The organism is Dactylosporangium sp. NPDC005572, from assembly GCF_040605515.1.
Lineage (GTDB): Bacteria > Actinomycetota > Actinomycetes > Mycobacteriales > Micromonosporaceae > Dactylosporangium.
Genome location: NZ_JBEXCY010000300.1, coordinates 1 through 11,731, shown reverse-complemented (window position 1 = coordinate 11,731; position 11,731 = coordinate 1). Strand labels below are relative to the sequence as shown.

Sequence of the window (11,731 nt, the reverse complement as noted above, 5' to 3'; positions counted from 1 at the left end):
TCGGCCCCGGCCGCATCCACCACTGCATGCGCCTCATCGGCATGGCCGAGCGGGCCCTGGAGCTCACCTGCCGCCGGGTCACCGCCCGCGTGGCGTTCGGGTCGCCGCTGGCGACGCAGGGCGTGGTGCAGGACTGGATCGCCGAGTCCCGGGTCCGCATCGAGCAGGCCCGCCTGCTCGTGCTCAAGACGGCGTGGCTGATGGACACGGTCGGCAACCGCGGCGCACACACCGAGATCCAGGCGATCAAGATCGCGGTACCGTCCACTGTGGAGTGGATCCTGGACAGGGCCATCCAGGCGCACGGCGCCGCCGGTGTCAGCCAGGACACGCCCCTCGCCGCCCTGTGGTCGCGGGCCCGCACGATCCGCATCGCGGACGGCCCCGACGAGGTGCACCGCCGCTCCCTGGCGAAGCGGGAGCTGCGCCGCTACGCCTGACCCGCGCCCCGTCGCGCGCCCATCGCGCCCCGATCTTGGAGTTGTGGTGCCAGGAGACTCCGTGAACGTCCGTGTTTGCCAACCGCCACAACTCCAACATCTGCGCGGGGACAACCGACCAGGCACAATGTGCGCCGCGGTGGTGGGTGGCCGGCGGCGGGCGCTGCGGCGGCGCCGTCAGGGCGTGGTCCGGAACTCCGCAGGCCCATGGTTCGAGTCCCTGGCGCCCCACCGACGCGGGTCGACCCTGCTCGCGGTCCCTTCGGGGCCGCTCGCCGGGCGCCGGTGGGATTCCTCGCGCAGGCTTCGCCTGCTCCCCAGTGGGGGCTTCGCCACCCACACCCCCATTGTCGGTGGCGCTGCGGTCGCCATCGCTGCGCATGCTGCAGATGGCCCCTCCAACATGCCCTGCTGCAGCGTGATCGGCTCATCCTCGATCAGGTCAGTGATCCGTCCCAGCGCCCTTTCGGGGCCGTGATTTCCTGTTTGAGTGTTTACACCCTTTCGTCGGTTGTGTGGGCGTCCAGTGCCGGGCTCGAATACTGCGAGGTGCCGATCGACCGTGGCTGGCTATGCCGCATTTTCTTGCCTCGGCCGGATCGAAGCGCGAGTTTGGGGGGCGGCCGATGGGGAAGCCGAAGAAGGTCTTTGGCCCATGACCGCCAGCACTGCCCGAATCTGTCAGCCGGAGCTGGCCGGGCCTGTCAGGACGAGGGAGGCTGCCGGTGACGCTGCCAGCAAACCATTCCGACGTCGAAGACACACGCAGAGACGTGACTCGCTGGTTCTTCGACGACTACCTCATGCAGTGGGAATCGGTGGTGAACCGTACCCGCCAGGACGGTCCAGAGTTCATCCTGGGCTTCTGGGATTGTCCGCTGCATGTGAGTCTGCCGCCGATGAACCAGTGGCTCACCGAGCCACGCGACGTCACCCGTCGGTTCGCGAGCACGCAGGAGCGCCTACGGGAAGCCGCCTATACCAACACGGTGGTCCTGGATGCGCGGGTGACGGTCTTCAATCTTGCGGGCGCGGCGATCGCGGTGATCTTCTCGCGTCGGGCGGGCGAGACAGAGATCGAGCGGCTGGCCATCCACTTCCAGGCCGCGAGGAACCAGGATGGGCGGTGGCGGATCGTCGGCATCCAGGGAATCGACACCAGCGCACGGTCTCTGGACGACATCTGGCCGATCCGCCACCCACACCACCACGGTCTCGGCTGACCCACGGGAGGCACTTCGCGTTCGCGACGAGCGGATGATCAGCCTCGGCCGCCTGCCCCCCCCGTTGCCGCGCTTCGCGCGGCAACGCTTCGCTTCGCTCGGCGCTGCCCTTGCGCCGTTCGACGGGATCGCGTCAGGGCCGTCTCGGGCCGATGTCGGCTCACCCCGAATCAAGATCGTGCGGTTCGTATGGTGCATCGTCCGCTCCACGGGTGCTCTACCTGGGTGTTCGTGTTGGGCAGAAGTTGCAGGTGTGCGAACCAACGATCTGTCGGCCGGCGTCATCCAGGTTCGCACTTGGGCGGTGTACGCGCGACGTCGTTCGATAGGCCCTGCCGATCGCCGGATACCCCATCGATTCGGCGGCCGTGGCCGGCTGTCAGGCGTCGTAGTCCGGTCGGTACTGGAACTGGATGGGAACCAGTTGGTCCGGTCGAGGTGCCCAGCCAGTCTCGCGCCACAGGACACCGTCGGTGACCTGCCACATACCGTCCCCGTCAAGGGTTGCTGCGAGATTGTGAATGATCATGAGGTCGGTGGTGACCGCGCCGTTGAGCGCTGAGTCCACCTCATTCGGGGTGACGATCACGTCACCAGGGCCGTTGAGGGTGCCTTTCACCTCGACGCGTAAGGCCGGGCTACGTTCCGGTCCCACTTCGAAGTCGTATGGGCGGCTCGCCGACGTGTCCCGGATGTCGCCTTCCTGCCAGCCGTCGTTGAGTAGCTCCTGTCGGGCGCGGGCCATCGCGGCGAGTTCGATCTCGCGGCGTAGGTGAGCGTCTTGAACACGACCCTGCCCGGTGGTGCTGCGCTGCATGGGCCCGCCGATGGTCAAGTATGGAGTCTGCGCCCATCCAGTGCGCGGCAGGTCATGGACGCCACGGATACGGGGCTGGCCAATGTAGCGGACCGGTGCGTAGGTCCAGCCGAGCACGTGGTGGCTGCCGTCTTGCAGCCGCTGGGTGAAGTCGTCATCGCGGAACACGTCCTCGTCGGTGCCGGTCGCGGCGGCGAGCGGCCGGATCAGGTTCCACGCGTCATCGATGTCGACACACTGGGCGCGTACGACGTCAACGACCTCGACTTCCCACGTCAAAATGCCGGTGTCGATGTCGCCTTTGACCATCACGACTCGGTCGCCGGGGGCGAGGTCGTGGTACGGCGCCTGTCGGCGTTGCCACACATTCCACTCAAGGCACAGGAACCCTGGCTCTAGGTACTCGTCCTCCACCACCTGGGTCTTCAAACGGACGGGTCTGGGCGCGGTGGTCGGCGATCCGGGCATGGCAGGCGAAGGCCCCTTCCGCTGCGGCGGTTGCGTTCTTCGGGATTCCGGCGTGAGCCGTACGGTATCCGAACCGGGCTACATCGATCCTGCACGCCGTCTGATCATTTTCGTGAGCTGGTCAGACGTCTTCTTCGTCGGCGTTCCCGCCCGGACGCACCCGGTGCCAGACCCGGCGCGGCCGGACTGCCGATGCGGTCGCCGGTCGTAGGCCGACCGGTGACCCTGGACGACCGTCCGCACGCCGAGTGCGGGCCGCACACCCTGGAAGCTTCCAGGGTCCGCCCGGCGCCCGACTGCTGGATCGTTGACGCCGCGCAGGGACACTGACGCACATCGATCATCTTCGGCAACTCATCGGGCAATCATGACGACACACTCGACGGCAGGAGGGTCTGTGCGCAGGACACGGAGCAGGGTCTGTGGTCTCGTCATCGCGTTCGTCGCTGCGGTGGCGGTCGTCTTCGGAGCTGCGGCTCCGGCGTCAGCCGGGAATCTGGGCTCCGCCCTCTACCGCGGCGGCGTGCTCTGGCCCAGCGACTACATTGAGCGAACCGGTTCCGGCGGATGGACCTACTGGCTCATCATGCAGAGCGACGCAAACCTCGTTCTGTACAAGGGCTACTCCGACCACTCCGCGACCAAGGTCTGTTGGGCCTCGAACACCAACGGGTACGGGTGGAACGCCACGAAGGCTGTGTATCAGAACGACGGAAACCTCGTCATATACACCACGATCTCCGGTCTCCCGATCTGGGGCAGCAACTCCGTGGGCGACACCGGCACCACCGTCGACATCAGCTACTACGGCCGGTTGTACGTCGGCTACAAGCAGATGAGCAACGACTGCTGAGCTGCAGGCCGCGTGAGCGCGGTCAGGGCGCTGCGAGGAAGTCCAGCAGCGCCGGGACGTAGGCCGGCGAGCGCAGCGCCGTGAGGTGGTCGCCGGCCACGACCTTCCAGCGTGCCCCCGGGATCGCGGCCGCCAGGATCTCCGGCCGCGCGGCCAGCGGGTCGTCCTCGCCGGCCAGGACCAGGGTCGGCGCGGTGATCTTGTCCAGGCCGATCGGCGTGTTGTGGGCCGCGCCGACCTGGGCCGCGAGCGCCACGCGGTCCGCGCCCACCGCGTCGGCGAGCTGGCGGAACGCCTTCGCCGGGGACGCCTCGACCGCCGATGACGACGACGTGAGCAGGACCGCCGTCACCTCCGCCGGTGGCATCGCCCGGGTGTCCAGGCCGCCCAGTTCGGCCACGGCCGCGCCCACGCCCGACAGGACCAGGCGGCGCACGCGGGCCGGCGACGTGGCCGCGAAGATGGCCGACACGACCGCGCCCATCGAGTATCCCACCAGGTCGGCCTGCGAAACGCCCAGATGGTCGAGCAGCGCGCCAAGGTCGCGGGCCATCGTCGCCTCGCCGTAGCGGGCAGTGTCGTGCGGCTTGCCCGACGCGCCGTGGCCGCGGGCGTCCGGGGCGATCACGTGCCGGCCGGCCGCGACCAGGGCGCCGGCCACGCCGGGAGCGACGAAGTTCGCCGTCGCGTCGACGATGAACCCGTGGTGCAGCACGACCGGCGGCAGGTCGACCGGCGAACCCGAAGCCGGGGCCCAGACCTGGTACGCGATGTCGACGCCGTCGAACGACTCGAACCTCTCCATGCGGGCGAAGATTAGTGCAGTCCGAGTGCAAATTGAAGCTGGCGCGCTAAAACTTCCAGCGTTAGTTTGTGAGGAGTTCCCACAGCAGGAGAGGCGACGATGGATTTCTCGCTCAGCGAGGAGGAGAAGGCGATCCGGGACACCGCCCGCGCCTTCATCCAGAAGGAGGTCCAGCCGCTGGAGCAGGAGGTGCTGCGCCGCGAGCGCGAGCACCGGCCCGGCCTGGACCGCGGCGAGCTGCGCGAGTTGCAGCTCAAGGCCAGGAAGTTCGGCTTCTGGGGGCTGTCCACCCCCGGCGAGTACGGCGGGATGGACCTCCCCGCCGTCCTGCAGTCGCTGATCTGGACCGAGGTCGGGCGCTCGTTCGTGCCGTTCCGCTTCGGCGGCGAGGCGGACAACATCCTGTACTTCGCCAATGACGAGCAGCGCCAGGAGTACCTCGTCCCCACCATCGAGGGCGAGCGCGTCTCCTGCTTCGCGATCACCGAGCCGGGGGCGGGCTCCGACGCGGCCAACATCTCGTTCGCCGCGCGCCGCGACGGCGACGACTGGCTGCTCACCGGCGAGAAGACGTTCATCACCAACGGCAACGACGCCGACTTCACGATCGTCATCGCCGTCACCGACAAGGACCGGGACGTCCGCAAGGGCGGTGCGACCGCGTTCCTCGTCGACCGCGCGATGGGCTGGCGCTCCGAGTTCATCCAGACCATGGGCGAGGGCGGCCCCGCGTCGCTCGTCTTCGACGAGGTGCGGGTCCCGTCGCGCAACATCCTCGGCGAGGTCGGCCAGGGCTTCGAGCTCGCGATGCGCTGGATCGGCAAGGGGAGGTACATCATCCCCTCCCACGCCCTCGGCATCGCCGAACGCGCCCTGAAGATGGCGCTCGAGCACGCCACCACCCGGCACACCTTCGGCCGCCCGATCGGCGACAACCAGGCCATCCAGTGGATGCTCGCCGACTCCGAGGTCGAGCTGGAGGCGGCCCGCTGGCTGGTGCTGCGGGCGGCCTGGACCGTCGACCAGGGCTCCGGTCAGAGCGCTGACGCGCGGCACGCGTCGTCGATGGCGAAGCTCTACGGCGCCGCCATGGTCAACCACGTCGTGGACCGGGTGATGCAGATCCACGGCGGCATGGGGTACACCCGGGAGCTCCCCATCGAGCGCTGGTACCGCCAGGTCCGCCTGCTGCGCATCTTCGAGGGCACCGACGAGATGCAGCGCCTCATCATCGCCCGCGACCTGCTGCGCGGCTACACGCAGATCGGCGGGCACCTGGCATGAGCGCCACCCTTTCCCTGGCGGCGATCCTCGCCGAGTCCGCCCGCCGCCACCCGGACAAGGTCGCGGTCGTCGACGGCCCGCAGCGGGTCACCTACGCCGAGCTGTGGCGGCAGTCGCTCACCGTCGCCGCCGCGCTGCGCGAGCAGGGGGTGCGCGCGGGCGACCGGGTGGCGCTGCAATGCCCCAACGTCGTTGACTTTCCCCGGGTGTACTACGGGATCGTCGCGCTGGGTGCCGTCGTGGTCCCCGTCCACCTGCTGCTGACCGCCGACGAGGTGGCGTTCGTGCTGCGCGACAGCGGCGCGACCGCCCTGGTCTGCCACCCCAGCCAGGCCGCGGCGGGCGGGCCGGCGGCGCGGTCCGCGGGCGTGCCCTGCGTCGAGCCGGCCGCGCTGCTCGGCGCCGAGCCGCTGCGCTCCTACGTGTCCCGCGCGCCTGAGGACCCGGCGGTCGTGCTCTACACCAGCGGCACCACGGGACAGCCGAAGGGCGCCGTGCTCACCCACCTCAACCTGGTGATGAACGCGACCGTCAACGTGTTCGACGCCAACGACGCCCGCTGCACCGACGTGGTCCTCGGCTGCCTGCCGCTGTTCCACACGTTCGGCCAGACCGTCGGCATGAACGGCACGTTCCGCCTCGGCGCCACGCTCGTGATGCTCGCCCGCTTCACCGGCGAGGCCGCCCTGGACGTCATGCTGCGCGAGCGGGTGGACGTCTTCCACGGGGTGCCGACGATGTACGTCGCCCTGGTCGCCGCCGCCGAGGGCCGCACCGAGCTGCCGCGGCTGCGGCTGGCGATCTCCGGCGGCGCGTCCCTGCCGGTCGCCGTGCTGGAGCGGTTCAACGCCGCCTACCGGACCTCGATCTTCGAGGGGTACGGCCTGTCCGAGACGTCGCCGACGGCCACCACCAACCAGCCCCACTTCGGCACCCGCGCCGGCACCATCGGCCACCCGATCTGGGGCGTCGAGGTGGAGATCGCCCGCGCCGAGCTCGACGACCGGATCGAGCTGCTCGGCCCGGGCGAGCTCGGCGAGATCGTGATCCGCGGCCACAACGTCTTCGCCGGCTACCTCGGCCGCCCCGAGGACACCGCCCTCGCCGTCGTCGACGGCTGGTTCCGCTCCGGCGACCTGGGCACCAAGGACACCGCCGGCTTCCTGACCGTGGTGGACCGCAAGAAGGACATCGTGATCCGCGGCGGTTTCAACGTGTACCCGCGCGAGGTCGAGGAGGTCCTGGCCCGCCACCCGGGCGTGGTCCAGGTGGCCGTGATCGGCGTCCCCGACGAGACCCACGGCGAGGAGATCTGCGCGGTGGTGGTCCCCGACCCGTCGGCCGGCCTGACCGAGCCGGGGCTGGTCGAGTGGTCCCGCGAGCACCTCGGCAAGCACAAGTACCCGCGCCGCGTCCGCTTCGTCGAGGAGCTCCCGCTGGGCCCGAGCCACAAGGTCCTCAAACGCGAACTGCGCCGCACGATCGCCGCGGCCGGCGACTGACCCGGGCGGCAACCGCGACCGGCGGCTAGGGTTTCCCGCGTGAGTGAGCTGCCGCGGGTCGTCGTGTCCGTTGTCGCCGGCGTCGACGGGCGGGTCGCGCTCAGCCGGGGGGAACGGCTGCTCGACGCCGACGTCGACCGGCGGTGGCGCAGCGGGTGGCCCGCCGACGTCGAGGAGCTGGTCGGGGCCTCCTCGGCGGCGGTCGAGAAGCGGTACCGGCCGACCGTCGTGCTCGAAGGCAGCGGGACGTTCGTCGGCGACGACGCGCCGCCGGTCGCGTTCGACGGGGACGGCACGGCCGCCGAGGTGCTGCTGGCCGATCACCTGCCGAAGCGGACGCCCAGGTGGTTCGTCGTGGTCGACGGGCGGGGGCGGGTCGACTGGAGCTACTTCGGCGACGCCGACACGAGCCTGCTCGTGCTGGTCTGCACGGCGACCCCGCTGCCGTACCTGCGGCGGCTCCGGCGGGACGGGATCCCCTATCTCGTCGCCGGGGAGGCCCGGGTCGACCTGCGGACCGCGCTGGTGCGGCTGCGGGAGGTGCTCGGCGCCGACTGCGTCGTGTCGCACGCCGGCGGTGGGCTCAACGGGGCGCTGCTGCGGGCCGGGCTCGTCGACGAGGTGCACGTCGTCACGGTGCCGATGCTGGTCGGCGGGCTCGGCACGCCCTCCGTCGCGGACGGGCCGCCGCTGCCCGTGGGCGGGGCGCCCGTCCGGCTGCGCACCGTGAACGTGACCGTCGGCGCGCAGGGCAGCGTGTGGGCCCACTACGAGGTCGTCGACGCTCGCGGATGACGTCCGCACCCACGGCGGGAACGGCCGCGGGCGCGGCGAACGACGGCTGCCGGCGGCGATCTCCCCGGGTGGTTCCACGGCCGGCGCTTGCCGGCGCCGCCCCGGCCGGTGCAACCTCGTCTCGTGACGACGATGGCGGGCAAGACCTGCGTGGTCACCGGGGGGACGAGCGGGATCGGGGCGGAGACGGCGGTGCGGCTGGCCGCGCTCGGCGCGACCGTCGTGGTCGTCGGGCGCGACGCGGCGGCCGGCGAGCACGTGCGGCGGCGGGCGACCGGCGGGCGGGTCGAGGTGCTGACCGCCGACCTGTCCAGCCTCGCCGACGTGCGGCGGCTGGCGGAGGCTGTGCGTTCGCGGTACCGGCGGATCGACGTCCTGGTGAACAACGCCGGGGTGATCGTGCACCGGCCCGCGCTGAGCGCCGACGGGTTCGAGCTGACGTTCGCGACCAACCACCTCGGGCCGTTCCTGCTCACCCGGCTGCTGACCGAGTCGCTGGAGCGGGCGGCACCGGCGCGGATCGTGAACGTCGCGTCGGCGGCGCACAAGCAGGTCCGCTCGATCCCGTGGGACGAGCTGGGCCACGGCGGGCCCGACCGGGCCTACCCGCTGTCGAAGCTGCTCAATGTCCTGTTCACGGCCGAGCTGGCCCGGCGGCTGGCCGGGCGCGGGGTGACGGCGAACTGCCTGCACCCGGGGTTCGTCCGCACCGGGCTCGGGCGGAACGTGGGCGGGACGATCGGCGCGGCGGTCCAGCTGGTGCTGCGGTTCCAGCCGGGGGCGGCGGCCGGGGCCAGGACGCCGGTGTACCTCGCCAGCTCCCCCGACCTGGCCGGCGTGACCGGCGGCTACTTCGTCAACTGCCGGCCCGCCCGGCCGAGCGCCCTGGCGCGGGACCCCGAGGCGGCGGCGCGGCTGTGGGAGCTGAGCGAGCGGATGACCGGGTCGTAGCGGCCGCGGCCGCGCACAGCACCGCGGCGCAGGCCGGGATCGCGGCCGGGCCGGCCCGGTCGGCGAGGGCGCCGGCGAGCCACGGGCCGACCGCCTGACCGGCCGCGAAGACCACGGTCAGGGCGGCCAGGCGGCGGGCCCCGCCGGCGAGCGCGGTGACGGCGGCCGGCACCATCATGAACGTCCCGCCGAACAGCAGCGCCGACGCGACCACCGCCGCCGGGCTCAGCAGCGGCAGCGCCGCCGCCACCGCGACCAGGGCGAGCAGGCAGCGCAGCGCCCGCGTGCCGGGCCAGGTCGCGATCGGGCGGTGCCAGCACAGGGGTGCGGCGACGGCGCTCAGGCCGATCGTCACCCAGGCGGCGCTGGTCACGGCGACACCGGCGCGGTGCGCGTCGAGGTACGCCGAGAGGAACGTGACGTAGCCGATGTAGCCGGCGCCGAAGAGCAGGTACGCGATCGCCAGCGGCGGGCGGCCGGAGCCGGGCCGCGGATCGTCCGGGCCGTCGGGCACCGCGGCCGACGGCCAGCTCACGGCCAGGGCCGCGACGGCGGCGAGCGTCAGCAGCCACCACCCGAGCGTCCAGCGCGACGGGTGCCCGTCCAGCAGCGCCGGCAGCACGCCCCCGGCCACGGCGGTGCCGGCGCCGGCGCCCCCGAAGTACACCGTCATCGGCAGCGTCCCGCCGAGCCGGCGGGCGAGCGCGGCCCCGGCGATGAACGCCCAGGCGCCGCCGAGGCCGCCGACCGCGCGGGCGGCGAGCAGCGCCGGGTAGGGCGGCCCGGCGGCGGTCGCGGCGAGCGAGGCGACGGTGAGCACCATGCCCGCGCGGAACCCGGTGGTGGCCGGGACCCGGCCGGTCAGCGCGGTGGCGAGCAGGGCGCCGAGCAGGTAGCCGGCGCTGTTCGCGGTGGTGAGCGTGCCGGCCCGGGCGAGCGTCCAGTGCAGGTCGGCGGCCATGGCCGGCACGAACAGGCCGTACGCGAACCGGGCGAAGCCCAGCGCGCAGGCGGTGCCGGCGGCGAGCCCGAGCGAGCGCCACCACATGTCGTCCTCCGAGAGATGGTACCGATCGTTCCGATCACCCTAGACCGAGATAGAACCGATCGGTACCATCTGACCCATGCTGGTGACCGAGGCCTTCGAACGCAACTTCACGGAGCACGGCGAGGTCGGCGCCGCGTTCGCCGCCTACCACCACGGCCGCCTGGTCGTCGACCTGTGGGGCGGCGTCACCGACCCCGCGACCGGCGCCCCGTGGCGGGCCGACACGCTCCAGCTGATCTTCTCCGGCGCCAAGGGCCTGACCACCGCCTGCGTGCTGCTGCTCGCCGAGCGCGGGCAGCTCGACCTCGACGCGCCCGCGGCCCGCTACTGGCCCGAGTTCGCCGCCGCGGGCAAGGGTGCCATCACCGTCGCCGGGATCCTGTCCCACCAGGCGCGGCTGCCCGGCGTCCGCGAGCCGGTGCCCGACCTGCTCGACCACCGCGCGGTGGCGGCGCTGCTCGCCGCGCAGGCGCCGCTCGACGACCCCCGGGCGGGGTTCGTGTATCACGCGCTGACCTGGGGCTGGCTGGTCGACGAGCTGATCCGGAGGGTTGACGGCCGCACCGCCGGCGCGCTCTTCGCCGACGAGTTCGCCGGCCCGCTCGGCCTCGACGTGTACCTCGGCCTGCCCGACGAGCACCACCACCGCGCCTCCACCATGCTCGCCGGCCCCGGCCTGCTGCTGGACCCGGAGCCGACCGGCACCGACCCGCTGCGCGTGCTCACCCACAACCCCCTGGTCGTGACCGGCTCGCCGGCGGTCTGGAACAGCCCCCGGTTCCGCCGCGCGGGCCTGGCCGCCGTCGGCGCGTTCGCCACGGCCCGCTCGATGGCCCGCTTCTACGCCTGCCTCGCGGCCGGCGGCGAGCTGGACGGGGTGCGCGTCCTCGCACCGTCCACGGTTGACCGCGGCCGCCGCCTGCTGCGCCGCGGAACATCCCCGGTCTGGGGCACCCCGATGGCGTTCGGTGCCGGCTTCGAGCTGAACACGCCGCTGGAGATCCTCGGCCCGCCGCCGGACGCGTTCGGCCACGCGGGCGCGGGCGGCTCCCGCCACGGCGCGTGGCCGTCGCTGGGCGTCGCGTTCTCGTACGCGATGAACGAGGCCCGCGCCGCGTCACCGGACCCGCGCCCGCGGGCCCTCCTCGAAGCGCTGCACGCCGCGGTCACCTACGCTGAGGGCCGTGGATGAGCGTCCGTACGCGATCGGATCCGACCTGTGGCCGGGCCTGGCCAAGATGGCCGAGGAGGCCGGCGAGCTCACCCAGGTGGTGGGCAAGCTCATCGCGACGGGCGGCGCGCCCCGCCACTACGACGGCAGCGACCTGCGCCGCCGCCTCGCCGACGAGTGCGGCGACGTGCTGGCCGCGGTCCGCTTCTTCGCCGAGGCCAACGGCCTGACCGAGGAGGTCGAGGCCCGGGCCGCGGCCAAGACCGACACGTTCCGCCGCTGGCACGCCCGCCGCGGTTAGGCCCTGAGTCAGGCCTCGGCTAGCCCCAATGCCGTTCAGTTAGGTGTGGGTGTGGCTGGTCAAGGGGTGTGTT

General features: G+C 72.2%; 12 protein-coding genes. 9 read left to right on the top strand and 3 right to left on the bottom strand.

Going from position 1 to position 11,731, the window contains the following annotated elements; all coding sequences use genetic code 11:
* Together ABZS66_RS57310 and ABZS66_RS57305 are read left to right on the top strand one after the other, a co-directional pair.
* Positions 1-440 (top strand): acyl-CoA dehydrogenase family protein (locus tag ABZS66_RS57310; protein ID WP_354772718.1); only part of this gene is annotated, 440 nt, incomplete at its 5' end.
* Between the two features lie 725 nt (positions 441-1,165).
* On the top strand, positions 1,166-1,663 hold the full coding sequence (locus tag ABZS66_RS57305) for a hypothetical protein (RefSeq protein ID WP_354772716.1): 498 nt from the start codon (positions 1,166-1,168) through the stop codon (positions 1,661-1,663).
* A 379-nt stretch (positions 1,664-2,042) separates the two neighbouring features.
* Here ABZS66_RS57305 and ABZS66_RS57300 read toward each other — a convergent pair whose 3' ends face one another.
* A complete protein-coding gene (locus ABZS66_RS57300; protein ID WP_354772714.1) occupies positions 2,043-2,909 on the bottom strand; it encodes a DUF3883 domain-containing protein in 867 nt (288 codons plus the stop codon).
* Between the two features lie 436 nt (positions 2,910-3,345).
* On the opposite strand from ABZS66_RS57300, the gene ABZS66_RS57295 reads away from it, so the two are divergent.
* Positions 3,346-3,801: a hypothetical protein gene (locus ABZS66_RS57295; protein WP_354772712.1), complete on the top strand. Its 456-nt coding sequence runs from the start codon at positions 3,346-3,348 to the stop codon at positions 3,799-3,801.
* Between the two features lie 22 nt (positions 3,802-3,823).
* Here ABZS66_RS57295 and ABZS66_RS57290 read toward each other — a convergent pair whose 3' ends face one another.
* Positions 3,824-4,606, bottom strand: coding sequence for an alpha/beta hydrolase (locus ABZS66_RS57290; RefSeq protein ID WP_354772710.1), 783 nt, complete (start codon positions 4,604-4,606; stop codon positions 3,824-3,826).
* Positions 4,607-4,705: 99 nt separating this feature from the next.
* Between ABZS66_RS57290 and ABZS66_RS57285 the strand changes: the two genes are divergently transcribed.
* From ABZS66_RS57285 to ABZS66_RS57270, 4 genes are all read left to right on the top strand, one after another.
* A complete protein-coding gene (locus tag ABZS66_RS57285) occupies positions 4,706-5,890 on the top strand; it encodes an acyl-CoA dehydrogenase family protein (protein WP_354772708.1) in 1,185 nt (394 codons plus the stop codon).
* Positions 5,887-7,392, top strand: a complete 1,506-nt coding sequence (locus ABZS66_RS57280; protein WP_354772706.1) for a long-chain fatty acid--CoA ligase — start codon at positions 5,887-5,889, stop codon at positions 7,390-7,392. The genes ABZS66_RS57285 and ABZS66_RS57280 overlap by 4 nt, the downstream gene beginning before the upstream one ends.
* Positions 7,393-7,431: 39 nt before the next feature.
* Entirely contained in the window at positions 7,432-8,187 is a 756-nt protein-coding gene (locus ABZS66_RS57275) for a dihydrofolate reductase family protein (protein ID WP_354772704.1), read from the top strand.
* Positions 8,188-8,319: 132 nt separating this feature from the next.
* On the top strand, positions 8,320-9,138 hold the full coding sequence (locus tag ABZS66_RS57270; RefSeq protein ID WP_354772720.1) for an SDR family oxidoreductase: 819 nt from the start codon (positions 8,320-8,322) through the stop codon (positions 9,136-9,138).
* On the opposite strand, the gene ABZS66_RS57265 is transcribed toward ABZS66_RS57270, so the two are convergent.
* Positions 9,044-10,186: a YbfB/YjiJ family MFS transporter gene (locus ABZS66_RS57265; RefSeq protein ID WP_354772702.1), complete on the bottom strand. Its 1,143-nt coding sequence runs from the start codon at positions 10,184-10,186 to the stop codon at positions 9,044-9,046. The two genes, ABZS66_RS57270 and ABZS66_RS57265, sit on opposite strands and share 95 nt — an antisense overlap.
* 76 nt (positions 10,187-10,262) lie before the next feature.
* Here ABZS66_RS57265 and ABZS66_RS57260 point away from each other — a divergent pair, with 76 nt between their 5' ends.
* Together ABZS66_RS57260 and ABZS66_RS57255 are read left to right on the top strand one after the other, a co-directional pair.
* Positions 10,263-11,378: a serine hydrolase domain-containing protein gene (locus ABZS66_RS57260; RefSeq protein WP_354772700.1), complete on the top strand. Its 1,116-nt coding sequence runs from the start codon at positions 10,263-10,265 to the stop codon at positions 11,376-11,378.
* Positions 11,371-11,658, top strand: a complete 288-nt coding sequence (locus ABZS66_RS57255; protein WP_354772698.1) for a hypothetical protein — start codon at positions 11,371-11,373, stop codon at positions 11,656-11,658. The genes ABZS66_RS57260 and ABZS66_RS57255 overlap by 8 nt, the downstream gene beginning before the upstream one ends.
* Positions 11,659-11,731 lie beyond the last annotated feature (73 nt).